Below are 25,625 nucleotides of genomic sequence, written 5' to 3' on the forward strand. Positions count from 1 at the left end.
TGCATTCGGCGTCATTTCCCCCCGTAGCGGCTCACCCGACCGGGGCCGCCGCCGCGCGCGGCACCCGGTTCGGGGTTATTTCTGGTTGTAGAAGCCGTTTTCGGCGATGCGCCGCCGCTCCTCGGCCGATACATCGACATCCGACGGTGAGAGCAGGAACACCTTGGTGGCCACCTTGTCGAACGAACCACGCAGCGCGAAGGCCAGTCCGGCGGCGAAATCCACCAGGCGGCGCGCGTCGGCGTTGCTCATCTCGACCAGGTCCATGATGACGGGCGTACCGTCACGGAAACGCTCACCGATGATCGCGGCCTCGGCATAGGTGCGCGGACGCAGTGTCGTGATCTTGGACAACGGTCCTCCGTCCTCGAAGACGGGGGCGCGGCGCGGAGCCGGCTCGAACCGGGCGCGCTCCTCCATCCGCCGCTCTTCCATCCGGCGTTCGGCCTCGGGATCGACCGCCAGCGCACCGTGCGTGGTGCCACGCACCATCGGAGTGCCACCGCCGAGTCCGCGCGAGCGGCCCGAGGGTGCGGATTCGATCCGGGTCGGGCGGCGCAGGGGCTCGTAGCGGTCGTCGGAGTAGGACTCGTCGGCGAACTCCGAGCGGCGCGGCACCGTGTAGCCGGGCTGATAGGGCGCCTTGTACGCCGGCTCCGGGTAGCCCGGATCATCGGCGAAGCGGTCGTCACCGAAACGCGAGCGCCCGGCGTCGTACGGATCGTCGCCGAAACGCGAGCGGCGCGCGCCGCGGTCGTCCGCCCCCAGCGGGCCACGGTCGTCGATACCCCGAGGGCCACGGTCGTCGACGTAGTCGTCCTCGTATTCCTCGAGCGGGACCATGCCGAAGTAGGCCTTGAACCTGTGCAGCGTACTCATGCTCCCACCTCACTAACGCTGGGCTCCAGCACGAGCATGCTCGTGGCTGCGCTGATGTCTCGCTCGCTACGCTCGCTCATCCTGGTCGACCTTCCTACGGCCCCGACTGACCTGGGGTGTTGAAGTCCTGCTCAGTCCTCGTCAGCCCCAAGCATATGTTTCGAATGTGACTGATGAGGTTTCTTTGCTACTGCGAGGTTATCGGTCGTTCGCCCATGAGAGCAGTACCGACACGCACGCAGGTAGACCCGTGTCGAATGGCGACCTCCAGGTCGCCCGACATGCCCGCCGACAATTCGGTCGCGCCCGGATGCGCGGCCAGCAGCGTGCGGTGCAGACCGGCCAGTTCGGCGAACGCCGCGTCCGGCTCCGCGCCCAGCGGCGGAATCGCCATCAGGCCCGCGAGCTGCAGATTCTCGGATTTCGCGACCTGATCGGCCAGCATCGGGAGATCATCCGGGACGACGCCGCCGCGCGCCGGATCGCGATCCAGGCTCACTTGCAGTAGCACACGCAGCGGATCCGAGCGCGCTCCCTCCGCACGTGCGGCCGCCGTGGCGGTGTCAAGGGCCCTCACCAGACGCTCCGAATCCACCGAGTGCACCGTATCGGCCCAGCGCACAACCGATTTCGCCTTGTTGCGCTGCAGTCGGCCGATCATGTGCCAGCGCATCTGCGCCAGATGTCCTAATGAGGCCACCTTCGCGGAGGCCTCCTGTTCCCGCGATTCACCGAATTCCCGGCGCCCGAGCCGATACAGGATCTCCACGTCGGAGGCCGGGAAGTATTTGGTCACCGGCAGCAACCGGACGGTGTCACGATCGCGCCCGGCAGCGCGGCACGCGGCGTCGATGCGGTGTTCCAGGCGGGTGAGCGCGGCGGCGAGTCCGGCCTCACGGGACTGCGGCGCGCCCGGCCCGGATTCGGTTGTGCCGAGCCCGGATTCGGCGTGGTTCACCGGTTCTCCTCCATCCAGATCACCCCGGCGATGCGGCCGGTGGGCGCGCCGCGGCGGTGGCTGAACAGAGTGGCGTCGGAGATGGTGGAGCGTGGATCGACCGCGACCGCGCCGACCCCGGCCGCTTCCAGCTGACGACGGATTCCGGCTCGCAGATCCAGCCCAGGCGTACCGCGCCGGGTCGTGGTGGCGCTGCCGGGCAGATGGGCCTCGACGTCGTCGCGCATGGCGGCGGGCACCTCGTAGTCCTCGCCAGCGGCGGCCGGGCCGAGGAAGGCGCCGATGCGGTGCGGCTGGGCGCCGACCGAGATCATCGCCTCGAGGACCTTCGGGACGATTCCGATGCGGGCGCCGACGCGTCCGGCGTGCACCGCCGCGATCACCCCGGCCTCGTCGTCGGACATCAGCAGGGGGACGCAATCGGCGGTCAGCACCACCAGCGCGAGATTCGGCACGGTGGTGACGAGCGCGTCGGTCACCGGTACCGGTTCGGCACGCGGGCCGTCGACGATCTCGACGTTGCGGCTGTGCACCTGTTCCATCCACACCAGGCGGCCGGGCGGCAGGCCGATGCCCTCGGCGAGACGTATCCTGTTGCGCCGCACCGCTTCCGGATCGTCGCCGACATGGTCGCCCAGGTTGAACGAGTCGAAGGGCGCCGCCGAGAACCCACCGGCCCGCGTGGTCGTCACCCGTCGCGTCCGAACCGAAGCCTGTGTCATATCTCCGAGATTAATAGGCCGCGCCGGTTCGGAGTCGAGCCCGCCGCCGAGTGATCCGGAACGGATGTGGCGAGGCGGCGGAACGGGGCACAACGCGAGCATGACCGCCGAAGTACCCACGGCGTGCGAGTTCATGCACACGACAATGCCGCCACCCGAGATCGCCGCGTTCACCACCGCCGGGTGCGATGCCTTCCCTCGCGGTGTCCGGTATCACACATCGTCGCCATGGACATCGCCGGCGGCATCCGGACCTACACCAGACCGCCCGCGCGGTGCCGGACCGCCGGAATGGGGGTGGCACACGGGGTTTCGGTCGGCCTCCCCGGGCCGCGAACGCCGCTGCCCCCTCCGAAAACGTCGGAGGGGGCAGCGAGATCGGCGTCTGCTACCGGCGCATGAAATCGGGGACGTCGACGTCGTCGGTGTCCTCGTCCGGCATCTGGATGTGCGAACGGCTGTTGTGCGCGATGGTCGGCTCGGTGGCCGGGCGCGGTTCGTAGGACGGGGCCGGGCCGCGGGCCGGCGTCGGATCGGCCGGACGCTCGGGCTCGGACTGACGGGTGCTGCCGAAATCGCGGCGGGTCGTGGACTGGCCGATGTCACCGGCTCGGCCCGCGCCGATATTCGTCCTGCCCGCCGGTTCGATGCGCCGGGCCGGGGTGCCACCGTCGAAGCCGGCGGCGATCACCGTGACCCGGACCTCGTCGCCGAGCGAATCGTCGATCACCGTACCGAAGATGATGTTGGCCTCGATGTGCGCGGCCTCCTGCACCAGTGAGGCGGCCTCGTTGATCTCGAACAGACCGAGATCCGATCCACCGGCGATCGACAACAGCACGCCGTGCGCACCGTCCATCGACGCCTCCAGCAGCGGCGAATTGATCGCCGCCTCCGCGGCTTTCACGGATCGTCCCTCACCGCGCGAGGAGCCGATGCCCATCAACGCCGAACCCGCGCCGGACATGACGCTCTTGACGTCGGCGAAGTCGACGTTGATCAGACCCGGGGTGGTGATCAGGTCGGTGATGCCCTGGACACCGTTGAGCAGCACCTCGTCGGCGGAGCGGAAGGCGTCCATCAGGCTCACCGCCGCGTCGCCGAGCTGCAGCAGCCGGTCGTTCGGGATGACGATGAGGGTGTCGCAGGATTCGCGCAGCGCCTGGATACCGGCTTCGGCCTGGTTGCTGCGGCGCTTGCCCTCGAAGGAGAACGGCCGCGTCACCACACCTATGGTCAGGGCGCCCAGCTTGCGGGCGATCGAGGCCACCACGGGCGCGCCACCGGTACCGGTGCCGCCGCCCTCGCCGGCCGTCACGAAGACCATGTCGGCGCCCTTGAGCACCTCTTCGATCTCGTCCTTGTGGTCCTCGGCGGCCTTGCGGCCCACCTCGGGATCCGCGCCGGCGCCGAGACCGCGGGTGAGTTCGCGGCCGACGTCGAGCTTGACGTCCGCATCACTCATCAGCAGTGCCTGGGCGTCGGTGTTGACGGCGATGAACTCGACTCCCTTGAGTCCCTGTTCGATCATTCGGTTGACGGCGTTCACGCCGCCGCCGCCGATACCGACGACCTTGATCACTGCAAGGTAGTTGTGCGGGGGCGTCATGGGCTCTCGCCTTCCTTCGATCCAAAGCCTGTCGTTTTCGGATTCTCGGCAGAGCGCCGATTCGAGGTCCCCGGTCCACCCGGGTTTTCACTCGGACGAACCCTAAACCTGAACCATAGGGTTGGCGTTATGTCAAGTATCCGACTGGTGCGGAACGCTATTCGCACCCGCCGCGATCCGTGCGCAGGCGCGCCGACACGAGGGGCAGAATCTTGTGTGATCCGTCTCGTCCGAGCCCGTCGGGCATGGTATCGCGAACGGCCGCCACAGACATCGAGATCGGGTCTCGATATCCGCACGACCGCGGATTCTCCGGCCCCGCACGCGACCGCGGCACCCGGACGGGCCCAGGCGCCACGGCCATCACGCACGGCCATCGACTCCCGGCCGCCGGTCGAAAACCGCAACGGCACAACGAGTGTCACTATCTTACCGTTACCAGATCGGGACTCGAAACGTCGAATACCGTTCCCGGGCGCGTCAGCACCGGAAGGACCACCGCGGCTTTGCGTTCCGAGTCGTCCGGACCGCCCCAGACCACCGTACGGTCGTCGCGCAGCTTCAGTTCGATATCCGAAACCGTCCGCGCCACAACCTCTCCCACCTGGGCGCGAAGCGCCGGCGGCGCGGCGTCGAGGACCGCGACCGCGGCGCGGGTCACCGGGTCGGCGCTGCCGGGATGGCCGGTGACCAGTTTCGCGACGCCGGGCGGCGGCGGTTCGATCGCGAATTCGACGCTGTCGGCGTCGAGCAGATGGGGGCCCTGCGGACTGTCGAAGAACACCACGGCCGAGCGCTCGTCCACCGTGACCCGCACTGTGGAGGGAAGCACCCGCTGCACCCGCGCCGACCGCACCTTCGGCAGCGACGCCACCCGGCGCGCGATCGCGTCGGTGTCGATGCGCAGCACGGAGCGGCCGTCGGGGATCTGCAGCACCGCGCGGACATCCTGTTCGGGCACCGTCGACACACCCTCGACCTGCACGGTGCGCACCGACAGCGCAGGGGTGAAGTAGGCAACCACCAGCAGCACGATCACCACGACCACGATCGGCGCGCCCCACAACAGGATCGACCGCCACCGGCCGTCGAAGGGCAGCCGCGCGCGGGCCCCGGGCCGGTGGATGCGATCGTCGCCTTCGTCGCCGTCCGGGGCGAATTCGGCCTCGGCGTCCGGATCGATGTCCTCGATCGTCCCGCGGCGTGTCATCTCCACCTCCCTCTCCGGCCGGCACCGCCGGGCGGGGGCGCCGTGCTCACCGCCCCGTCGACGGGCGCACCCGCAGTCCGTCCAGAATCTGCCCGCCAAGCATCGTCACGTCGCCGGCGCCCATGGTGATCACCACATCGCCCGCGCGGGCCAGGCTCGCGGCCTGCCGGCCCACCCGCGACATATCCGGTTGGTAGTGCACGGGTTTGGTGACCGCCTGCGCCACCAGCGCGCCGTTGACCCCGGGCAGCGGCTTCTCGCGCGCGCCGTAGACATCGAGGACCACGACCTCGTCGGCCAGCGACAGCGCCGCGCCGAATTCCTCGGCGAAGGTCGCCGTGCGGCTGTACAAGTGCGGCTGGAACACCACGATCACCCGGCCCTGCCGGGAGCGGGCGCCGTCGGCCGCCTCCTGGCGGACCAGTTCGGCCGCAGCCCCCAGTACGGCTCGCACCTCGGTCGGGTGGTGGGCGTAGTCGTCGAAGACCCGCACCCCGTTCTCGCGGCCCACGAACTGGAAGCGGCGGTGCACGCCACCGAATCCCTCCAGGCCCTGCATGAGTTCGTCCACATCGGCCCCGGCATCGCGGGCGGCGAGCAGTGCGGCCAAGGCGTTGAGAGCCATATGGCGGCCGGGCACCGACAGGCGCAGCGTGCGCGGGGCGGGTTCGTCGCCCAAGTGCACCGTGGCCACACCGCCCACGTCGCGCGGTTCCCAGCTCACCAGCCGAGCCCGCATCGGCACCGGCGCGTCGGCCGTCTCCGTCGAGCCGTAGCCGGCCAGCCGGATGTCGAGTTCCCCGGCCGCGACCCGCTCGGCGACCCGGCGGGCCAGTGCCAGCGAGCCGGGATCGTCCAGGCAGACCACGAGCAGTCCGCCGGGGACCAGCCGCGCCACGAAATCGTCGAACACCTGGACGTAGGCCTCGTCGGTGCCGAAGAAATCCAGATGATCGGATTCGATGTTGGTGACCACCGCGACGTCCGGATCGTATTGCAGCAGCGAGCCGTCCGACTCGTCGGCCTCGGCCACGAAATAGCCGCCGGTGCCGTGATGCGCGTTCGTCCCGGCCTCGTTCAGTTCACCGCCGACGGCGAACGACGGATCGAAACCGCAGTGCTGCAACGCCACGACCAGCATCGAGGTGGTGGAGGTCTTGCCGTGGGTGCCCGACACCAGCAGCGTGTGGTGGCCGCGCATCAGTTCGGCGAGGACCGTGGGGCGCATCAGCACCGGCACACCGCGCCGATTCGCCTCGACCAGTTCGGGATTCGTCTTGGGGATGGCGGCGTAAGTGGTCACCACCGCGCTGGGGCCGCCCTCCAGCAGATCCAGCGCACTCGCGTCGTGGCCGATGCGGACCTGGGCCCCGCGCGCCCGCAATGCCAGCACGCCGCGGCTCTCCTTGGCGTCCGAGCCCGACACCTCGCCGCCGCGGGCGAGCAGAATCCGCGCGATGCCCGACATGCCGGCACCGCCGATGCCGACCATGTGGACCCGCCGCAACAGCTCCGGCAGTTCGGCGGGGGCCTGCCCGGTGTGATTCACCGGGTCCGCGGCTCCCACTTCGGCCGTCTCGTTTCCTCCGGTCACCGTCCGGTCACCTCCAGCACGATTCGCGCCACCGTGTCCGCGGCGTCGCGATGTCCGGCACCGGCGGCGGCGACCGACATGTTCGTCAGCGCGGCCGGGTCGGTGAGCAGCGCGATCACCTCGTCCATCACGTACTTCGGCGTCATCTCCGCATCGGCGACGATTCTGCCACCGCCCTGCGCGACGATCGGGCGGGCGTTGAACTCCTGTTCGCCGTTGCCGTGCGGCAGCGGCACGTAGAACGCCGGCAGACCGACCGCCGACACCTCGGCCACGGTCATCGCGCCCGAGCGGCACACCGTGGCATCGGCGGCGGCATAGGCCAGATCCATCCGCGACAGATACGGCACCGCAACGTATTTCGCGCCGTCGCGGCCGGATTCGGTGTCGATGCCGTCCAGATCGAGCGTGTTCTTGGGTCCGTGCGCGTGCAGTACCGAGATGCCCGCCGCCAGTAGTTGCGCGGCAGCGCCGGACACCGCCTCGTTCAACCGGCGCGCGCCCTGGGAACCACCGAAGACCAGCAGCACCGGACCCTGTTGCGGCAGACCGAAGTGCTCGCGCGCCCGCGTCCGCAGGCCGGCCCGGTCCAGGGTGGCGATCGAGGCGCGCACCGGAATCCCGACCACCTCGGCATCGGCGCGCCCGCGCGCGTGCACTCCCGAATTCGGCACGGCGGCGAGCACCCGCGCCGCACGCCGGGCGCCGACCTTGTTCGCGATCCCCGCCTTCACATTGGCCTCGTGCACCACCAGCGGCACCCGGCGCGAGCGCCGCAGCACTCCCCCGCCGGCCGCGAGGTAGGCGGGCACCGAGACATAGCCGCCGAATCCGATGATCACATCGGCCTCGACGGCGTCGATCACCGCGCGGGTCCGCGCCACCGCGGCGCGGACCCGGCCGGGCAGGCGCAGCAGATCGGCGGTGGGTTTACGCGGCAGCGGCACCGGCGGAATCAACTCCAGCGGATAGCCGCGTTCGGGAATCAGCGTCGTCTCCAGCCCGCGCTGGGTGCCCAGTGCGGTGATCCGGATCGAGGGATCCAGCCGGCGCAGTGCGTCCGCGACCGCCATCGCGGGTTCGATATGCCCGGCCGTGCCCCCACCGGCGACGATCACCGAGAGCGTCCGTTGCCCGGAACCCGTCGTGCCGCCGCTCTCGCCGGTTGTCACCTCGAATTACCTCGTTCTCTCGCATGTGTCATCGGATAGCTGGGCTCCCAGGCCCGGGTGGTGCGCCACGACGACGCTCCGCGCGCCTCCCGCCGTCCGGCGTCGGCGCTGCGTCGTCGTGCCGAATCCGAATCTATCGACCGCCGCGGTATCGCCGCACTCCCACCCCGCGCCTGAGCGGCCCCGCGGGACGCGCTCGCGCCGCGGGACCGACCGGATTTGTCCGACCGCTTGCGGGCGGGCGGCAGTTCCCGCCGTCGCGGGCCGGAGACCGCGCGGGCTCGCCCCGCACGAGCGGGTGCGTAGGTTTCCGGGATCGGCAGTCGCAGCAACCGGCTGAACCGCCCGTCCTGACCGGCCTTCAGCGCCGCGATCGCCTCGGGTTCGTGCCGGGCCGCGCTCGCGATCAGACCGAACATCATCAACGTGATCGCCAGCGACGAACCACCGGCCGACACCAGCGGCAACTGCAGGCCCGTCACCGGCAACAAGCCCACGACGTAGCCGATGTTGATCAGCGCCTGCCCGGTGATCCAGGTGGTCGCGGCCGCGGTCAGCAATCGCAGAAACGGATCGGCCGACCGGCTGGCGATGCGCAACCCGAGGAAGACGAACAGCGCGAAAAGCCCGAGTACGAGGGCACATCCGAGAAATCCGAGTTCCTCGCCGATGATGGCGAAGATGAAGTCGTTGTGCGCGTTGGGCAGATAACTCCACTTGGCCCGGCTCTGGCCGAGCCCGCGCCCCCAGATGCCGCCGTCGGCGAGGGAGAACAGCGCTTGCCGCGCCTGATAGCCGATGCCCTGCGGATCGTCACCGGGATTGAAGAACGCGCGCATGCGATCGGATCGATAGCCGGCCGACAGCGCCAGAATTCCCGCCGCCACCGCGCCCGAGACCGCGATGGTCACGAACAGCCGCACCGGCAACCCGCCGAACCACAGCAGCGCGACCAGCACCAGGCCGACCGCGATGGTCGTCGACAGGTTCGGCTCCAGCACGATCAGCAGACAGGTCAGCAGACCGGCCGGCACCAGCGGTACCAGAATGTCCTTGTACCCATTCTGGTCGCTGCGGCGGGTCGCCAGCAGGTGCGCACCCCACAGGATCAGGGTGACCTTCACGATCTCCGACGGCTGCACCGAGACGAATCCGAGGTCGAACCAGCGGCGCGAACCCTGGACCTGCGAACCGATTCCGGGAATCAGCACCAGCACCAGCAACAGCACCGACGCCGCGAACAGCGGGAACGACAGCTGCCGCAGCACCCGCATCGGAATCCGCAGCGCCACATAGAACAAAGCCGCACCCAGTCCCGCGAAGAACGCCTGCTGCATGAACAGCGAATAGGCCGAACCTCCGTCGGCGTAGGCCTCGACACTGGAGGCCGACAGCACCATCACCAGCCCCAGCACGGTGAGCAGGGTGGCGATGGTGACGACCAGGTGGAAATCGGCCAGCGGGCGCGCCAGCCAGGCACCGAACCAGGTGCCCACGGGCTTGCGCGCCGGTTTCGTCACTGCTGGCTCCCGATATCTCTCTCGTCCAGGGCCTGCACCGCCGCCACGAAACTGCGACCGCGGTGGGTGTAGTCGGCGAACATGTCCAGGGAGGCCGCGGCCGGGGCGAGCAGGACGGTGTCACCGCGCCCCGCGTATCCGGCGGCGATGCGTACCGCGCGGGCCATCACCGCGTCGGCGCCGTCGATCTCGGCGACCAGAGAGGCCGTGGAGGGTTCCCCGCTCATCTGTGCATCGTCACCCGAACCGAGCTCGACCACCGGGACATCCGGCGCGTGTCGCGCCATTGCCGCCGCGATGACCGGCGCGTCCTGACCGAAGACCACCGCGGCGACGAGACGCTCGGCGACCTCCTCGACCAGATCGTCGATATGGGCGCCCTTGAGCTGACCACCGGCGATCCACACCACCTGCGGATGCGCCAGGATCGACGACCGCGCGGCGTGCGGATTGGTCGCCTTCGAATCGTCGACGAATCCGACTCCGGCCAGTTCCCGCACGAAGGCGGCGCGATGCGGGCCCACCTTGTGCTCGGCCAAGCCCTCCTTGACGAACTGCGGGGCCACGTCGATGGCGCGGGTCAGCGCGGCCGCGGCCAGCGCGTCGGCGACACCGGCGGGTCCGGGCGGGCTGATGTCGCCGACCTCGGCCAGAATCGCGGCCTTGGTGAAGGCGCGGTCCAGCAATTTGCCGTCGACAACGCCGAGTTCGCCGTCGGCCGGCACCCCGATCCGGAAGCCGACGGTGCGGCGCGCCTTGGACTTTCGCGCCAGCGCGGCGGCCACGGCGTCGTCGAGTCCGACCACGCCCACCCGTCCGGTGAGCGCTCGCGCCTTGGCGGCGGCGTAGGCGTCGAGGCCGCCGTGCCAGTCCAGATGATCCTCGGCCACATTCAGCACCACACCGGCCTCCGGGCGCACCGACGGCGCCCAGTGCAGCTGGAACGACGACAGCTCGACCGCGAGGATCTGCGGACCCGGGGTGCGCCGCAGCGCGTCCAGGATCGGCAGTCCGATATTGCCGCAGGCGACGCTGGGCAGTCCGGCCGCGCGCAGGATGGCGTGGGTCATCTGGGTGGTGGTGGTCTTACCGTTGGTTCCGGTGATCACCAGCCATTTGCGCACGGGACCGTAGAGCCGCGCCTGATCCACCCACCAGGCGAATTCCACATCGCCCCAGACCGGAATGCCCTCGGTGACCGCGGAAACCAGGACCGGCGAATCCGGTCGCCAGCCCGGGCTGGTGATGACCAGCGCGAACCGTTCCAGCGCACCGGGTTCGAGCAGTGCGGCGCCGGTGGCGGTGTCGAGGCCGAGTTCGGCGGCCTCGGCCATCGCCTTCTCCCCGGCGTCGGTGACCACCGGACGAGCGCCGATATCGCGCAGCGGCTCGATCAGCGAGCGGCCCGACACCCCCCATCCCGCGACGAGAACGTCACGGCCGCGCAGAAATTCGAGCATGGGACCCGGTGATCGCAGGGCCCGCGGAGTATGTTCGACCATCGCTGCTTACCCGACCTGAGAGAGGTATTCGCTGTAGAACAAGCCCAGACCGACCGCCGCCGCGATTCCGGCGAGCAGCCAGAACCGGATGATGACCGTCGTCTCCGCCCATTTGCTCAGCTCGAAATGGTGATGGAACGGCGCCATCTTGAACAACCGGTTGCGAGTGGTCCGGAACACCGCCACCTGCAGCACCACCGACACGGTCTCGGCGACGAACAGTGCGCCGATCACGACCATGAGCAGTTCGGTGCGGGTGGTGATCGACAATCCGGCGAGCAGGCCACCGAGGGCCAGCGAACCGGTATCGCCCATGAAGATCTTGGCGGGCGCCGCATTCCACCACAGGAATCCGACACACGCCGCCGCGCCGGCGGCACACACCAGCGCCAGATCCAGCGGATCGCGCACGTTGTAGCAGCCGGCCTCGGCCTTGAATTCGCAGGCGTGGTAGTACTGCCAGAACGTGATGATCACGTAGGCGCCCAGCACCAGGCTCATCGACCCCGCGGCCAGGCCGTCCAGGCCGTCGGTCAGATTCACCGCGTTCGACCACGCGACCACGACCAGGCAGACGAACGCCAGGAAGATGATCACGCTCATCGAGACGGTGTTGATCTCGCGCACGTACGACAGATGCCGGCTGGCCGGAGTCCGCCCGCCCGCGCCGCGGAACTGCAGCGCGAGCACCCCGAAGATCACCGCCGAACCGAGTTGGCCGATGTACTTGCCGGCCGCGGTCAGGCCCAGATTGCGCTGCTTGCGCAGTTTGATGAAGTCGTCGATGAAGCCGACCACGCCCAGCGCGGTGGCCAGGCCGAGCGCCAGCAGGCCCGAGGCCGACGGCCCGTCGGCGTGATAGCCGATGCCGATCAGGTGCGAGCCGAGATATCCGGCCCACATGCCGATCAGGATCGCGACACCACCCATGGTCGGAGTGCCGCGCTTGGCCTGATGACTCTCGGGGCCGTCGATGCGGATCTCCTGGCCGAATCCGCGTCGCGCGAACATGCGGATCAGCAGCGGCGTCAGCAGGATCGATACCGCCAGCGCGATCCCCGCCGCGAACAGAATCTGCCTCATCCAGCTGCCTCCGTGCCCTGCTCACCCGATGCGAGCACGTGCTGCGCCACCGCCCACAGACCGGCGGAGTTCGACGCCTTGACCAGCACCACATCACCGGCCGCGATCTCGTTGTCCAGCAGGGCGATCGCGGATTCGATATCGGGTACGAGGATCGATTCCTCGCCCCACGAGCCTTCCATGACCGCACCCTGATGCAGCGCGCGGGCCGGGCGCCCGGTGCCGACCACGATCAGCCGGTCGACGTCCAGCCGCACCGCGAGCCGGCCGATGCCGTCGTGTTCGACGACCGATTCCTCGCCCAGTTCGGCCATTTCGCCCAGGACCGCCCAGCTGCGCCGGCCGCGCGGCGCATCCGGCGTACCGCCGGCGCGCGACATCGACACCAGCGCCTTGAGGGCGGCGCGCATGGAATCCGGGTTGGCGTTGTAGGAGTCGTCGACGACGGTGACCCCGTCGGGCCGGGTCCGCACATCCATCCGGTGCGCCGAATCGACCGTCGCGCCGGCCAGTGCCTGTGCCACGGTGTCGAGATCCGCACCGCATTCGAGCGCCACGGCGGCCGCGGCCAACGCGTTCGAGATCTGGTGTTCGCCGTACACCGCCAGATGCACCTCGGCGTGAGAACCGTTGGCGTGCAAGGTGAACCGTGCGCGTGCTTCGGAGTCGAGCACGATGTCGGTGGCCCGCACGTCGGCGCCGGACGCCTGACCGAAGGTCACCACCCGGGCCCGGGTCCGGGCGGCCATCGCCGCCACCCGGGGGTCGTCGGCGTTGAGCACCGCGACGCCGGTCGGCGGAAGCGCTTCCACCAGTTCGCCTTTGGCCTGCGCGATGGCATCGCGGCCGCCGAACTCACCCAGGTGCGCGGTGCCGACGTTGAGGACCACACCGATCCGCGGGGGCGCGATATCGGTCAGCGCCTTGATATGGCCCGGGCCGCGCGCGGACAGTTCCAGCACCAGGAAGCGGGAGTCGGCTCCCGCGCGCAGCGCCGTCCACGGATGGCCCAGTTCGTTGTTGAACGATCCGGGCGGGGCGACCACGGCGCCCAGCGGCGCGAGCACGCGCGCCAGCAGGTCCTTGGTGGAGGTCTTCCCGGCCGAACCGGTCACCCCGACCACGTTCAGGCCGGCGGCGGCCAGCCGGTCCACGCTCGCGCGCGCCAGTTTGGCCAGCGCCGCCAGCACGGCGGCGCCGGAGCCGTCGGTGTCGTGCGCCAGCACATAGGAGCGGTTCGCCGCCGCGTCGGCGGCGGGGGCGAACGGTTCGACCACGATCGCCGGTACGCCGACCGGACGCGCCGCCAGCACCGCCACCGCACCGGAGGCCACGGCCTTGCCGGCGTAGTCGTGCCCGTCGACGTGCTCGCCCGGCAGCGCCAGGAACAGGTCGCCGGGATTGATTCGGCGCGAATCGAATTCGACCGCACCGGTCACCGTTACCGCGGGATCGCTCACGTCGTGCAGCGTGCCGCCGACGATCTCGGCGATCTCCCGCAGAGTCATTTCGATCATGAAACCGTCAGGTCTTTCGTTTTACGTTCCAGGGCCTGTCCCAGCACCTCACGGTCGTCGAACGGATACTTCACACCCGCAATCTCCTGCCCGGTCTCGTGTCCCTTACCTGCCACCAGCACCACATCCCCCGGCCGTGCCCAATCCACGGCCGCGGCGATGGCGGCGGCCCGATCGCCGATCTCGCGCACCTCACCGCGCTCGGCCTCGGCGATACCCAGTGCGCCCGCGCGAATCGCGGCGCGGATCTCGGCCGGATCCTCGGTGCGCGGATTGTCGTCGGTGATGACCAGCAGTTCCGCGCCGCGCGCCGCGGTGGCGCCCATCAGCGGCCGCTTACCGGCGTCACGATCGCCACCGGCGCCCACGACCACGGCCAGGCGGCCACCGGTGTCCCGCAGATGCCGGCGCAGCGTCGCGATCACCGATTCCACCGCGGCCGGCTTGTGCGCGTAGTCGACGAGGGCGAGGAAATCCTGTCCCGCGTTCACCCGCTGCATCCGGCCGGGCACATCCACCTCGCCCAGCGCCGCGGCCGCCACCGCCGCGTCGACACCCGCCGCCGCGCACACCGCGATCGCGAGCAGGCCGTTGGCGATGTTGTAGCGCCCGGGGAGGCGCAGCCGGGCCGGAATCTCGCCGTCGGGCCCGATCGCGGTGAACTGCTGCCCGCCGTCGGCCAGCGCGGCGGCGCCGGTCACCGTCCATTCCGGTTCGGTCTCCCCGGTCGGGCAGTCCGCGGTCGCCACGGTGACGACCCGGGCGCGCCCGCTCGCCTCCCGCGCCAGCCGCCGGCCCCAGGCGTCGTCCACGCAGATCACGCAGGTGTCGGCCGCGACCTGCCGCTGCGGCGACCCCGGATCCGGGACGAACAGCCGGCGCTTGGCGGCGAAATAGTCCTCGAAATCGGCGTGGAAGTCCAGGTGGTCCTGCGACAGGTTCGTGAACGCGCCGACGGAGAAGTGCACACCGTCCACGCGGCCCAGCGCCAGCGCGTGGCTGGACACCTCCATCACCACGGCCTGCACACCCTGTTCCACCATCAGCGCGAACATCGCGTGCAGCTGCGGCGCCTCCGGCGTGGTCAGCGCGCTGGGCACCCGGCGGTACTCGACGGCGCCGCTCGCCTCGGCCGCACCCTCCGCCTGGTCCGGATCGACGCGCCGCGCGATCCGCGTCTCGATCGTGCCGATCAGCGCGGTCGACAGGCCGGCGGCGGTCAGTCCGGCCTCCACCAGATAGGAGGTGGTGGTCTTGCCCGACGTGCCGGTGATGCCGATGACCTGCAATCGCCGCGACGGATGACCGTAGATCGCCGCCGACAGTTCACCCAGCACCGCACGCGGGTCGTCGTGCACGAGGACCGGCACATCCAGGTCGCCGATCAGTTCGGCGCCGGCGGCGTCGGTGAACACAGCGACCGCACCACGTGCCACGGCGTCGGCGGCGAAGCGGGCGCCGTGGGCCTTGGCACCGGCCAGGCCGGCGAACAGATCACCGGGCTGCACGGCGTTCGAGCGCTGTTCGATGCCGGTGATCTCGATCCCGGCCGGGTCGCCGGAGTTCAGCCGCGCACCGGTCAGTTCGGCAGCGGCCTGCACCGGCGTCGGCAACGCAACGGCGGGGCGAAGCACCTGCGGGCTGGGCTGCACGGGCACCAGGCTCCTTTCGTGGGCGCACATCTGTGCATCGGGTCGAGATTCGGGGTCGGGGAGTCAGGTTACCTGTGGACGATCGGCGGCCACGCAGCGTGGCCGCCTCGCGCGCACCGGCTCCCCGGCCTCACCGCGCCCGCACCCGCCCGTGCGGCGGGCCGCACACGGACACCCACGCTTCCGAAACCGGACATTCAGCCGCATACACCACTACATCGCCTGGAGCACAAGCTGTTTCGGCGGCACCGTCGACGGCGGAACGCGATCGCGCTGCAGCGCCCAGGAGGCGATGCTGTGGAACAGCGGCGCCGCCGACTGCCCACCGCTGCCGTCGGTGCTGCGCACGGGTGCGTTCAACATGATGCCGATGACGTAGCGCGGATTGTCGGCCGGGGCGATTCCGGCGAAGGTGATCCAGTAACGATCGGCGGAATAGCACTGGCATTTCTGGTCGATCTGCTGCGCGGTCCCGGTCTTCCCGGCGATCTGGTAGCCCTCGATCGCCGCGGGAGCGCCCGTGCCCTGCTGATATCCCATCGGATCGCGCTGCACCACGGCCTGGAACATCTGCCGCAGCGTACTCGCGGTCTGCGGGCTCACCACCCGCACGCCGTCCGGCTGCGGTTCGCCGGTGCGGTGCCCGTCCGGGCCGATCACGTCCTTGACGATGCGCGGCGGGATCCGCACCCCGTCGTTGGCGATGGCCTGGTACATCCCGGTCATCTGCAGCAGGGTCATCGAAAGGCCCTGTCCGATGGGCAGATTCGCGAAGGTCGAGCCGGACCACTGGTCGCGCGGCGGCACGATGCCACCACTTTCACCCGGCAGCCCGACACCGGTGCGCTGCCCCAGCCCGAAACGCTTGACCATATCCGCGAAGCGATCCTCGCCGACCCGCTGGGCGAGCATCAGCGTGCCCACGTTCGACGACTTACCGAAGATGCCGGTGGTCGTGTACGGCATCACGCCGTGCGACCACGCGTCGTGCACGACGACCCCGCCCATGTGGATCTCCCCCGGCACCTGATGAACCTCATCGGGGTTGGTCAGGCCGTATTCGATGGAGGCCGCCGCGGTGATGATCTTGTTCACCGAACCGGGCTCGTAGGCATTGGTCACCGACGGATTGCCGATATCGGCCGACGCCCAGAACTTCGGATCCTGCGCCGGATTGAAGGTGTTGTCGTTGGCCATGGCCAGCACCTGGCCGGTGTGGGCGTCCAGCACCACGGCCGAGGCGTCCTGCGCGCCGGATTTGTCCTTGGCCTCCTGGACCTGCTGCTGCACGTAGTACTGCAGATCGGAATCGAGGGTCAGTTCGACATTGGAGCCGTTGACCGCGGGCACCTTGTCGCGCTCACTGCCGGGGATGACCGCCCCGTCGGAGCCGCGATCGTAGGTGTGCGAACCGTCGGTGCCGGCCAGCGTCGCGTCCATCGACGCCTCGAGCCCCACCTGGCCGTGTCCGTCCCAGCCGGTCGCCCCCACCACATTCGCCGCCAGCGCGCCGCCCGGATAGACCGGTGTGTCCTGACGTTCGGTCCCCACCTCGGGGAACTTCTCGGTGATCTCGTCGGCCACCCGGGAGTCGACGTTGTAGGCCAGATAGGTGAACTGGTCGTCGCTGCGCAGTTTGGCGAGCAGCTCCGCTTCCGGGGGCGCGTCCTTGCCCAGCTTCTCGTGAATCGTCGCGGCGATCGCTTCCAGCCGCTTGTCGACCTCGGGCGCCTTGTCGCTCTTCGCCCGCGCGTCGGCCAGATCCTTGCGCACGGCGATCGGCCGGAAGTTGAGCTTCTTCGTCACGACGGTGAACGCGAGCGCGCGGCCGTCGCGGTCGAGGATGGCACCGCGTTGCGCCCAGTCGGTCTGATGCACCGTGCGCTGGCTCGCCGCCTCGGCCGACAGATTGGGCGCGGAAAACGTTTGCAGCCACAGCAATTGCATCGCGACGACGAGCAGCGCCACCAGCATCAGCACACGTCCGACTCCGAACCGCAGCCGCGTGGAGGCATCCGCGGGCGATCCCGCCCGCGGCCGGGGAGCGCGACGCGGCCGGGCAGGTGTGGATCGCATACCCGCCCGGCCGCGTCCTGTGGCACCCCCGCCGGTTCTGCCTCCGCCGCGGCCGGTCATCGATCGGCCCCCTCGGGTGCCGCCTGGACCACCGGCTGGGTGCCGGCCGGCTGCGCGGCGGGTGCGATGGGCGCGGGCGGAGCGGTCTGTGCCGCCGGTTGCGTCCCGGCGGGCGCGACCGGAGCCGCCTGCGCCGCGGGCTCCGGCTCGGCGGCCGGTGCGGCCGGAGCCGCCTGCGCCGCCGGTTGCGTCCCGGCCGGTGGTGCGGCCGGCGCCGCCGGTGCGGCCTGCACCGGTGCCGGAACCTGCGTCGGCTGGGCCGGCGGCTGCGGCGCGGTCGTGGTCGGCGCCGGGGCCTGGTTCTGCTGGGCCGGACCGGGAGCGGGAGCCTGCGGGGCCGGCGTGGTGGTCACCGGGACCAGCCGTTCGCCCTGGGCCTGAGCGAGTTTCGGCGGCAGGGCGCCCGGTTTGGCGGGAGTCGTGTTGAGCGGCGGCACCGGCGCACCCTCGGCCGGCGTCTCCTTACCGATCACCGTGACCGAACCGTCCGGCGCCACGAGCAGGCGGGCGGGATCCTTGGCCGGGATCATGCCCAGTTCGCGTGCGCGGTTGGCCAGTTCGGGCGCCGAGTCGGCGGCCTCGACCTCGCGCTGCAGGGCCGCGCGTTCGTCGAGCAACTGCCGGTTGATGCGGCGTGCGTCGCTGAGCTGATAGCTGTCCTCGGCGGCATGAGTGGTCAGCACCAGAGTCGCGAGCAGACCGCAGCCGAGCAGGGCCAGAATCGCCGCCACGAACGGCAGCCGACCGGCCATCATCGACCCGGCGCGCCTGGGTAGCGGCGGAAGCACGCGCTCCCCCGCCCGATTGCGCCGGCGCGCATACGCGCGTTGGGCCGCACCGGATTTCACGCGGTCGGCGCTGTGCGCTCGCCGCGGTGCGGACCGCTGCGTCCGCTGTGGTGCGTCCACCCGTGTCCGCACGCTCATATTCCTGCCTCCCCTACCGATTTCCTGTGGGACTGCCCGTCGTAGTGCTGCCGGACCGGCAATACCCCCGTAGCCGGATCGCTGTCACCCGGCCGCCTGTATTCGCTCCGCGGCCCGCATACGCACCGGCGCCGCGCGTGGGTTCTCCTCGATCTCCGTTTCGCTCGCCTTCTCCGCGCCCCTGGTCAGAATCGCGAATTCCGGTCCCATACCGGGCAATTCGACGGGCAGGTCCAATGGTGTGCGCGAGGCCGAGGCCTGCGCGAAGATCTGTTTGACGACCTTGTCCTCCAGCGACTGGTAGGACATGACGACGATCCGGCCGCCGACCTCCAGCGCGGCCAATGCCGCCGGCACCGCGGCCTCCAGCGACTCGAGTTCCCGATTGACCTCGATCCGCAATGCCTGGAAGGTGCGTTTGGCGGGATGCCCGCCGGTGCGCCGGGTCGCCGCCGGGATCGCGTCGTAGAGCAGTTCCACCAGTTGGGCACTGGTCGTGAACGGCCGCTGCGCGCGCCGGCGGAGGATTTCGCTCGCGATCCGGCCCGCGAAGCGTTCCTCGCCATAGGTTTTCAGGATCCGGGCCAGGTCCCCGTGACTGTAGGTGTTGAGCACATCGGCCGCGGTGAGGTCGGAGGTCGGGTCCATCCGCATGTCCAGCGGAGCGTCCACCGAATAGGCGAATCCCCGCTCGGCCTCGTCGAGCTGCATCGAGGACACACCGAGGTCCATCAGCACCGCGCGCACCGAACCGCGTTCCGGCAGTCCGGCCTGCCGCAGGGCGCCGGGCAAGCCGTCATATCTGGTGTGCACCAGCGTGATTCGATCGGCGAAGGGCGCGAGCCGCTCGCCCGCCAGGCGCAGCGCCTCGGTATCGCGGTCCAGCCCGATCAGGTGGATCGCGGGATAGGTCCGCAGGAAATGTTCGGCATGCCCGCCCAAACCGAGCGTGGCGTCGATCAGGACTCCGCCGGATTCCAGTGCGGGACCGAGGATTTCGTCAGCACGACGCAAGAGAACCGGAACATGGCGGGGGCGGTCGCTGTCATGATTCACCTCGACCTCCCGGATCCTGGCTCACGGTGCTTGCGACGGGTGGATGGCCTAACGAGTGGACAGCCAATGCCCCGGGGTCTCTGACCGAACACGGCACCTGGCGTTGGGGAAGTACGTCAGGGTCCGTGCCGGGCAGAGGCCGCAGGGCACTCGCCTGTCTCGGATCAGAAAATTCCGCCCAGCGACTCGTCTCCTGCCAGCGAGTAGTCCTCCTCGTGCTCGGCGAGGTAGGAATCCCACGCCTGTTTGTCCCAGATCTCGAGGAAATCGACCGAGCCGATCACCACGCAGTCCTTGGACAGGTTCGCGTAGCGGCGATGTTCGGCCGACAACGTGATCCGGCCCTGCCCATCGGGACGTTGTTCGTCCGTGGACGCCGCCAAGGCACGAACGAAAGCCCTTGCCTGCGGGTTGCTTCGGGACGCCGCCGCGGCTCGCCGCGCCAGGGCGGTGAACTCTTCTTTGGGATAGACGGCAAGGCTGTGGTCCTGACCTTTCGTGACCATCAACCCTCCCGCCAGCTCGTCGCGAAACTTCGCAGGCAACGTCAGTCGCCCTTTGTCGTCCAGCCGAGGCGTGTAGGTACCGAGAAACACAGTCTCGACACCTCCCGCTCGATCACCTCGTCTGATCGGCTCTTATCAGTGCGCGCTCCACATTACCCCACTTTCCCCCACTTTCAATCGAAAGCCGCGGTGATCTCGGTCCCCGGTTCGGGGATCGAGCAGGTCAGCCCAGCTATCACCGCGGTGGGGAGATTTCGTCGAGTTCCCCCGACACGCGCCGCCGGCGAGGCGGTCCGTCCGACAACCATCAGCAAACCCGCAGCTGGGAGCCGCCCCGCCGGGCGGTGGGTGAGAGTGGGGGCCGGGCGTGGGGCAAGGTGGGGAACGGCGGGGGGCGACGAATCCGGCGCAGCGTGAACGCGATCCGGATCACTTCGCGAAAAGAAAACGACACGCCGCACATCACGGCGTGTCGTTCGCGGTTGTTCAGTTGTCGGCTACTCGGTGCCGGGCACGGCAATCATCGCGCAACCACATTCGATCGCCCGCCACCGCCTCCAGGGCGCGAGCGCAGGCTCAGCTGTCCTGCTCGAAGCGGCGCCTGAACCGATCTTCCATGCGGGCGGAGAAGCCACCGGCCTTGCGTTGCTTACTCTTTGCCGCACGGCCGGGAACACCACCGGGGCCGGAGGAGGCGTCGCCGCCGCCCCGGCCGCTCTTGGTCATACCCGAGCCGCCCAGCAACAACAACACACCCGCGCCGAACATCACGATGAAGCCGAGCAGGCTGATGATGGGGAATCCGCCGGGCTTGACGGGCAGGGCGATTCCCGCGATGAGAAGAACGAGGCCGAGGACGAAGAGCGCGGCCGCCTGAAGCCTGCGTCTTCCGGTGGCAGAGCGAAGCCGACCACCACGCACGGTCGAGGCGAATTTTGGGTCCTCAGCATAGAGCGCGCTCTCGATCTGTTCGAGCATGCGCTGCTCGTGCTCGGAGAGTGGCACGGTACCTCCCCCGGCACTAGGTCCTGGTTGTCGTCTCCGGGTAGACGACAAGTAGCCGACCTTGGCGGCTACTGCCACCAATGATACGAGTTCGATCAGTGCGCTACCACCTACTCGCCGATGTTCACGCCGTGCCGTCGGCGAGCCAGCCCGGCGCGGGACGCAATCGGGCCGCGGTAATCGCCAGCGCATCCTCCACATCGCGCAGGAATGCCTCCACCCGAGAGGCGAACTCGTCGGCCTGGGTATCGCTGATCGCGCGGTCGAGTCCGGCCTCGAGCGCCGCTCTGGTTTCGGAGAAGGAACTGAAGTAGTCCGACCACATGACGAATTCCGGGGCGGCCTGTTGCATCAGCACCCACGCGTTACGGGAGCGAGCCCGCGGCGCCCGGTCGGCCCCGGTCGCCGCCAGCACCGCCCCGGCGCCGCGCAGGGCCGCCAGATACGCGCTGCGCAGCCGCTCGCTCGGGTCGGGTTCGGCCCAGGCCTGCTGCACCATCGTGTCCGCCCGGTCGAGCAGACCGCCCGCCCGGCCGGCACGTCGCGGATCGTCCATCCGACCAGCCATCTCGACACCTCCACATTTCGCATACCGGCCCGGTCGACCGTGCCGAACCGAACAGGTATTCGAACGTTTCAATTGAATGTGAATATAGAGACGACCACCGACAGACTTTCGCGCCGAACGAGAGCCGCGCACCCTGGATGGGGACCCCGCACCCCCGTCCGACCCCCGAATCCGACGTCCGCCTTCCAGACCACAGAACCTTCGACAGACAGAGACGGCCCCGAAGATATGGCACCCCGCACATGACCGCCGTCAGGCCCCGCCACACCCCCGCGCCCGTCGTCGTCGACCTCTCGGCCGCGACGCTGCGCCACCGGCTGCACGACGCCCTCGCCGTGTACGTCGCGGCGATGGACTATCCACGCGGCACCGAAAACCACCGCGCCCCGATGTGGGCCGAGCACACCACCCGGCCCGGCTGGCAGGCCGTCGCCGCGGTGGTCCCCGACGACAGCGGCCACGTCGATCTGCGCACCGCGCCGATCGTCGCGATCGCCTACGGTTATCGCGGTGCGCCGCACCAGTGGTGGCATCAGCAGGTGCACACCGGAATGCGCCGCTCGGGCTGGCCGGAGCAGACCGCGCGCGCCCTGCTGTCGGACTATTTCGAACTCACCGAACTGCACGTCCATCCCTCCGCCCAGGGGCGCGGGATCGGCGAGACCCTGCTGGTGCGGCTGCTCGAGCAGCGCACGGAGGCGGCGGTGCTGCTGTCCACGCCGGAGGTCGACCGCGAGTCCAACCGCGCCTGGCGGCTGTATCGCCGGCAGGGATTCACCGATGTGGTCCGGCATTTCGTCTTCTCCGGTGATACCCGGCGCTTCGCCGTCCTCGGCCGCCGGCTACCGCTGCGGACGCCCGAGCAGTGACGACACTGATCCTCGGCTCCGGCCACAACGCACTGGTCGCGGCCTGCTATCTGGCACGGGCGGGACATCCGGTGGAGGTCCTCGAGCGCGACGAGGTGCTCGGTGGCGCGGTGTCGACTGTCGAGCGCTTCCCTGGTCATCTCGTGGACCGCGGTTCCTCGGCACACATCATGATCCGCCACACCGGCATCATCGAGGAACTCGAGCTGGAGAAGTTCGGGCTGCGCTACATCGACTGCGACCCTTGGGCTTTCGCACCCGCACCGGTGGGTTCCGGCGCTGAGCCGATCGTCTTCCATCGCGATGTCGACCGCACCTGCGCCTCGATCGAACGGGCCTGCGGTCCCCGCGAGGCCGAGGCCTACCGGCGGTTCGTCCGCACCTGGGGACCGCGGGCCCAGCGGGTGATGCGGGCGTTCGGTGGTGCGCCGACGCCGGGCCGGTTCCTGCGCGCGTTCTGGGGCCTGGACGCCCGGGGCGGCGGCAGCGCGCTGTCGCGGGAATTCCTGCAGTCCGGAGACGCCCTGCTGGACAGCTGGTTCGACGACGAACGGCTGAAGGCGGCGCTGGCCTGGTTCGGCGCGCAGTCCGGGCCGCCGATGTCGGAACCCGGCACCGCGCCGATGGCCGGTTTCGCCGCGCTGATGCATACGCTCCCGCCCGGCCGCGCGGTCGGCGGCAGCGGCGCGCTCACCACGGCACTCGTGGCGCGGCTGCGCGCCGACGGCGGAACCGTCTCCGCCGGTGACGAGGTGACCGAGCTGCGCCGCTCGGGCGACGGCTGGCGGGTGCGCACGGCAGCCGGCCGCAACCTGTCCGCCCGCACCGTGATTTCCGGCACACACGTGCTGACCACGCTGGAGTTGTTGCGGCGCGGCGGATTCGACGACACCGTTGTCGAAGACTGGCGGCGTCGCATCCGCGTCGGGCCCGGTATCGGCATGGTGGTGCGGGCCGCCACCACCGCCCTTCCGGCATACCCCGGCGCCACCCGGCAGGAGTCGACGCGCGGGCTGCAGCTGCTGGTGACCGATCGGCGGCAGTTGCGACTCGCCCACGCCGCCGCGCTGGCCGGGGAACTGCCGCCTCGTCCGGTGGTGCTGGCGATGAGTTTCAGCGCGCTCGACCCCACGATCGCGCCACCCGGCGAACATCAGCTGTCGCTGTGGGCGCAGTGGCATCCGTACCGGCTCGCCGACGGCAGCGACTGGCGCGCGCACGGTGAGCGCGAGGCCGACCGCATCATCGCCGAAGTCGACTCCTACGCACCGGGTTTCGCCGATTCGGTGCGGCAACGGTATGTGCAGACCCCCGCCGATCTGGAGAGCGAGCTGGGGCTGATCGGCGGCAACGTCATGCATGTCGAGATGTCGATGGATCAGATGTTCTTCTGGCGGCCCATTCCGGAGTTGTCCGGACAGAAGGTGCCGGGTGCCCCCGGGCTGTTTCTGACCGGGGCCTCCACCCACCCCGGCGGCGGGGTGTCGGGAGCGAGCGGGCGTACCGCGGCGGGGCTGGTGCTGCGCTCGCTGCGCCGCGGCCGTTTCGCGCGGCGATGACGGCGCGGGAGTGGCCGGCGGTGACCGCCGTGGCCTGGGTCGCGGCGCAGATCGCCTATCCCCTCACCGACGGCTCGGCGCGAGATCGGGTGACGATCCTGATCGTCGCGCTGTCGGCGGCCACCGCGCTGCTGCACGCCCGGGTGGCCCGGGGCATCGGCTGGGCGGCCGGGTATGCGGTGATCGTCGGCGGCGTCGGCGCGGTCGCCGAAATGATCGGTACCGCAAGCGGTTTCCCGTTCGGCTGCTATCACTACGCGCACGGCCGGCTCGGTCCCGATCTCGCGCAGGTGCCGCTGGTCGTACCGGTGGCCTGGGTCGGCGGGCTCTATCCGATCTGGGTGGCGACCGGGCTGCTGTGCCGCCACACCGTCACCCGCGTCGTGGCGACCGCCGTGGGCGCGGTGGGCTGGGACCTCTACCTCGACCCGCAGATGGTGGCCGACGGGCAGTGGACCTGGTGTTCGGCCCATCCGGGCCTGCCCGGAATCGGCGATATCCCGTATACGAACTACCTGGGCTGGTTCGCCGTCGGCGCCCTGATGGCGACGCTGCTCGCCACACTCGAACGCCGCTGCGCCCCGCGCGGCGCTGGACCGGCGGTGCCGATCGCGGTGCTGTTGTGGACCTGGTTCGGATCGGCGCTGGCCCATGCGGTGTTCCTGGATCTGCCCGCGTCCGCGGGGTACGGCCTGATCGGCCTCGGAGTGGTGGCCGTACCCACGGCGGTATGGGTGCTGCGGCAGGCTCGAGACCGCGGGCGTCTGCCCGCGCCGCCGTAAACGCCCGTCGCGTGCCGACGATCACAGCGGCTCATGGCACGATGTGTGCCGTGCAGCCGAGTCCGACACCATCGATGCCAGAGTCGACCCACACGCCGCGGCGAACCCGGCGTCGTCGCCTCTGGTCCGTAGCCTTGCTGGCGCTGCTGCTGGCGCCGTTGCTGACCGGCTGCCTGCGGGTCCAGGTATCGATGGGCGTGTCCTCGAACGACCGCGTGTCCGGCCATCTGGTGGCCGCCGTGATCCCGGCCAACGACAAGGACAAGGGCCCCGAGCTGAAGGCGCCCGAGACGCTGGCCGCGAAGATCCGGGTCGAGCCCTACAGCCAGGACGGCTACGTCGGCAGCCAGGTCTACTTCGACGACCTGACCTTCGGCGAGGTGCAGCAACTGGGCGCGCTGTCGGATCAGACGCAGGGCATGTTCAACCTGCAGTTCATCCGCACCGGCGACAAGGTGACGCTCACCGGCCGGGTCGACCTGAAATCCGTTCCGCCGCAAGGTTCCGACGTGCAGTTCACCGTCGCGTTCCCGGCCCGGGTGGCCACCACCAACGGCACCCGGCAGGGTGATTCGACGGTCTCCTGGAAGCTTCCGGCCGGCGATGTGAGCACCGTGCGCGCCGAGGTCAGCTACGCCGATCCGAACACCCGTTCCTTCGCCGGATGGGCCGGAATCGTCGGCGGCATCACCCTCGCCGTGGCCGCCATGGTCGCGGTGCTGGCATATCTGAATCGCAATCCCACGCCGCCGTGGCGTCCGCAGGTGAAGCAGGACGCCTGATCCGGACCACGATGGGCC

The 25,625-nt window shown here is 69.9% G+C and carries 22 protein-coding genes; 4 read left to right on the forward strand and 18 right to left on the reverse strand.

Annotated features, from left to right (window positions below; all coding sequences use genetic code 11):
* Positions 1-75: 75 nt before the first annotated feature.
* The 18 genes from NMI01S_RS19110 to NMI01S_RS19195 all read right to left on the reverse strand — a co-directional run bounded on the left by NMI01S_RS19110 (position 76) and on the right by NMI01S_RS19195 (position 21,615).
* A complete protein-coding gene (locus tag NMI01S_RS19110) occupies positions 76-879 on the reverse strand; it encodes a cell division protein SepF (RefSeq protein ID WP_062999057.1) in 804 nt (267 codons plus the stop codon).
* A 187-nt stretch (positions 880-1,066) separates the two neighbouring features.
* Entirely contained in the window at positions 1,067-1,837 is a 771-nt protein-coding gene (locus NMI01S_RS19115) for a YggS family pyridoxal phosphate-dependent enzyme (RefSeq protein WP_062999058.1), read from the reverse strand.
* On the reverse strand, positions 1,834-2,559 hold the full coding sequence (gene pgeF, locus NMI01S_RS19120) for a peptidoglycan editing factor PgeF (protein WP_062999060.1): 726 nt from the start codon (positions 2,557-2,559) through the stop codon (positions 1,834-1,836). The genes NMI01S_RS19115 and pgeF overlap by 4 nt, the downstream gene beginning before the upstream one ends.
* 388 nt (positions 2,560-2,947) lie before the next feature.
* A complete protein-coding gene (gene ftsZ, locus NMI01S_RS19125) occupies positions 2,948-4,168 on the reverse strand; it encodes a cell division protein FtsZ (protein ID WP_062999062.1) in 1,221 nt (406 codons plus the stop codon).
* Between the two features lie 424 nt (positions 4,169-4,592).
* Positions 4,593-5,378 carry a cell division protein FtsQ/DivIB gene (locus NMI01S_RS19130; protein ID WP_157126256.1) on the reverse strand — a complete coding sequence of 262 codons (786 nt, stop codon included), beginning with the start codon at positions 5,376-5,378 and terminating at the stop codon, positions 4,593-4,595.
* 46 nt (positions 5,379-5,424) lie between these two features.
* Positions 5,425-6,870: a UDP-N-acetylmuramate--L-alanine ligase gene (murC, locus tag NMI01S_RS19135; protein ID WP_062999837.1), complete on the reverse strand. Its 1,446-nt coding sequence runs from the start codon at positions 6,868-6,870 to the stop codon at positions 5,425-5,427.
* 98 nt (positions 6,871-6,968) lie between these two features.
* Positions 6,969-8,144, reverse strand: coding sequence for an undecaprenyldiphospho-muramoylpentapeptide beta-N-acetylglucosaminyltransferase (gene murG / locus NMI01S_RS19140; RefSeq protein ID WP_062999064.1), 1,176 nt, complete (start codon positions 8,142-8,144; stop codon positions 6,969-6,971).
* Positions 8,141-9,664, reverse strand: a complete 1,524-nt coding sequence (gene ftsW, locus NMI01S_RS19145; protein ID WP_084513078.1) for a putative lipid II flippase FtsW — start codon at positions 9,662-9,664, stop codon at positions 8,141-8,143. Before ftsW ends, murG begins: the two co-directional genes overlap by 4 nt.
* Complete coding sequence (murD, locus tag NMI01S_RS19150) at positions 9,661-11,124, reverse strand: UDP-N-acetylmuramoyl-L-alanine--D-glutamate ligase (protein ID WP_062999066.1); 1,464 nt, start codon at positions 11,122-11,124, stop codon at positions 9,661-9,663. Before murD ends, ftsW begins: the two co-directional genes overlap by 4 nt.
* Positions 11,125-11,172: 48 nt before the next feature.
* The gene (mraY, locus tag NMI01S_RS19155) at positions 11,173-12,249 is read right to left on the reverse strand and encodes a phospho-N-acetylmuramoyl-pentapeptide-transferase (RefSeq protein WP_062999068.1); all 1,077 of its coding nucleotides are present in this window, start codon (positions 12,247-12,249) and stop codon (positions 11,173-11,175) included.
* Entirely contained in the window at positions 12,246-13,766 is a 1,521-nt protein-coding gene (locus NMI01S_RS19160) for a UDP-N-acetylmuramoyl-tripeptide--D-alanyl-D-alanine ligase (RefSeq protein ID WP_062999070.1), read from the reverse strand. Before NMI01S_RS19160 ends, mraY begins: the two co-directional genes overlap by 4 nt.
* Positions 13,763-15,448 carry a UDP-N-acetylmuramoyl-L-alanyl-D-glutamate--2,6-diaminopimelate ligase gene (locus NMI01S_RS19165; RefSeq protein WP_062999074.1) on the reverse strand — a complete coding sequence of 562 codons (1,686 nt, stop codon included), beginning with the start codon at positions 15,446-15,448 and terminating at the stop codon, positions 13,763-13,765. Before NMI01S_RS19165 ends, NMI01S_RS19160 begins: the two co-directional genes overlap by 4 nt.
* Positions 15,449-15,631: 183 nt before the next feature.
* On the reverse strand, positions 15,632-17,494 hold the full coding sequence (locus NMI01S_RS19170) for a peptidoglycan D,D-transpeptidase FtsI family protein (protein ID WP_439956281.1): 1,863 nt from the start codon (positions 17,492-17,494) through the stop codon (positions 15,632-15,634).
* 56 nt (positions 17,495-17,550) lie between these two features.
* Complete coding sequence (gene ftsL, locus NMI01S_RS35955; RefSeq protein WP_245716932.1) at positions 17,551-18,480, reverse strand: cell division protein FtsL; 930 nt, start codon at positions 18,478-18,480, stop codon at positions 17,551-17,553.
* An 84-nt stretch (positions 18,481-18,564) separates the two neighbouring features.
* A complete protein-coding gene (rsmH, locus tag NMI01S_RS19180; protein ID WP_062999076.1) occupies positions 18,565-19,536 on the reverse strand; it encodes a 16S rRNA (cytosine(1402)-N(4))-methyltransferase RsmH in 972 nt (323 codons plus the stop codon).
* Positions 19,537-19,700: 164 nt separating this feature from the next.
* Positions 19,701-20,132, reverse strand: a complete 432-nt coding sequence (gene mraZ, locus NMI01S_RS19185; RefSeq protein ID WP_030514722.1) for a division/cell wall cluster transcriptional repressor MraZ — start codon at positions 20,130-20,132, stop codon at positions 19,701-19,703.
* 486 nt (positions 20,133-20,618) lie between these two features.
* Positions 20,619-21,047, reverse strand: a complete 429-nt coding sequence (locus NMI01S_RS19190; RefSeq protein WP_036500335.1) for an SCO2097 family morphological protein — start codon at positions 21,045-21,047, stop codon at positions 20,619-20,621.
* 124 nt (positions 21,048-21,171) lie between these two features.
* Positions 21,172-21,615, reverse strand: a complete 444-nt coding sequence (locus NMI01S_RS19195) for an SAV_6107 family HEPN domain-containing protein (protein WP_062999078.1) — start codon at positions 21,613-21,615, stop codon at positions 21,172-21,174.
* Between the two features lie 242 nt (positions 21,616-21,857).
* Here NMI01S_RS19195 and NMI01S_RS19200 point away from each other — a divergent pair, with 242 nt between their 5' ends.
* From NMI01S_RS19200 to NMI01S_RS19215, 4 genes are all read left to right on the forward strand, one after another.
* A complete protein-coding gene (locus tag NMI01S_RS19200; protein ID WP_062999080.1) occupies positions 21,858-22,484 on the forward strand; it encodes a GNAT family N-acetyltransferase in 627 nt (208 codons plus the stop codon).
* The gene (locus NMI01S_RS19205; protein WP_062999081.1) at positions 22,481-24,043 is read left to right on the forward strand and encodes a phytoene desaturase family protein; all 1,563 of its coding nucleotides are present in this window, start codon (positions 22,481-22,483) and stop codon (positions 24,041-24,043) included. The genes NMI01S_RS19200 and NMI01S_RS19205 overlap by 4 nt, the downstream gene beginning before the upstream one ends.
* A gap of 20 nt (positions 24,044-24,063) precedes the next feature.
* Positions 24,064-24,825: a carotenoid biosynthesis protein gene (locus tag NMI01S_RS19210; protein WP_369689920.1), complete on the forward strand. Its 762-nt coding sequence runs from the start codon at positions 24,064-24,066 to the stop codon at positions 24,823-24,825.
* Positions 24,826-24,899: 74 nt separating this feature from the next.
* The gene (locus NMI01S_RS19215; protein ID WP_062999085.1) at positions 24,900-25,607 is read left to right on the forward strand and encodes an LppM family (lipo)protein; all 708 of its coding nucleotides are present in this window, start codon (positions 24,900-24,902) and stop codon (positions 25,605-25,607) included.
* The last annotated feature ends 18 nt before the right edge of the window (positions 25,608-25,625 follow it).

Source organism: Nocardia mikamii NBRC 108933, assembly GCF_001613505.1.
Taxonomy (GTDB): Bacteria; Actinomycetota; Actinomycetes; order Mycobacteriales; family Mycobacteriaceae; genus Nocardia; species Nocardia mikamii.

What these genes read in the sequence shown, in the direction of transcription:
- NMI01S_RS19110 (WP_062999057.1), bottom strand. Translation starts at nt 879, where the DNA reads ATGAGTACGCTGCACAGGTTCAAGGCCTACTTCGGCATGGTCCCGCTC.
- pgeF (WP_062999060.1), bottom strand. Translation starts at nt 2,559, where the DNA reads ATGACACAGGCTTCGGTTCGGACGCGACGGGTGACGACCACGCGGGCC.
- ftsZ (WP_062999062.1), bottom strand. Translation starts at nt 4,168, where the DNA reads ATGACGCCCCCGCACAACTACCTTGCAGTGATCAAGGTCGTCGGTATC.
- NMI01S_RS19130 (WP_157126256.1), bottom strand. Translation starts at nt 5,378, where the DNA reads ATGACACGCCGCGGGACGATCGAGGACATCGATCCGGACGCCGAGGCC.
- murC (WP_062999837.1), bottom strand. Translation starts at nt 6,870, where the DNA reads ATGGTCGGCATCGGCGGTGCCGGCATGTCGGGCATCGCGCGGATTCTG.
- murD (WP_062999066.1), bottom strand. Translation starts at nt 11,124, where the DNA reads ATGCTCGAATTTCTGCGCGGCCGTGACGTTCTCGTCGCGGGATGGGGG.
- mraY (WP_062999068.1), bottom strand. Translation starts at nt 12,249, where the DNA reads ATGAGGCAGATTCTGTTCGCGGCGGGGATCGCGCTGGCGGTATCGATC.
- NMI01S_RS19160 (WP_062999070.1), bottom strand. Translation starts at nt 13,766, where the DNA reads ATGATCGAAATGACTCTGCGGGAGATCGCCGAGATCGTCGGCGGCACG.
- NMI01S_RS19165 (WP_062999074.1), bottom strand. Translation starts at nt 15,448, where the DNA reads ATGTGCGCCCACGAAAGGAGCCTGGTGCCCGTGCAGCCCAGCCCGCAG.
- NMI01S_RS19170 (WP_439956281.1), bottom strand. Translation starts at nt 17,494, where the DNA reads ATGCGATCCACACCTGCCCGGCCGCGTCGCGCTCCCCGGCCGCGGGCG.
- ftsL (WP_245716932.1), bottom strand. Translation starts at nt 18,480, where the DNA reads ATGAGCGTGCGGACACGGGTGGACGCACCACAGCGGACGCAGCGGTCC.
- NMI01S_RS19195 (WP_062999078.1), bottom strand. Translation starts at nt 21,615, where the DNA reads ATGGCTGGTCGGATGGACGATCCGCGACGTGCCGGCCGGGCGGGCGGT.
- NMI01S_RS19200 (WP_062999080.1), top strand. Translation starts at nt 21,858, where the DNA reads ATGACCGCCGTCAGGCCCCGCCACACCCCCGCGCCCGTCGTCGTCGAC.
- NMI01S_RS19215 (WP_062999085.1), top strand. Translation starts at nt 24,900, where the DNA reads ATGCCAGAGTCGACCCACACGCCGCGGCGAACCCGGCGTCGTCGCCTC.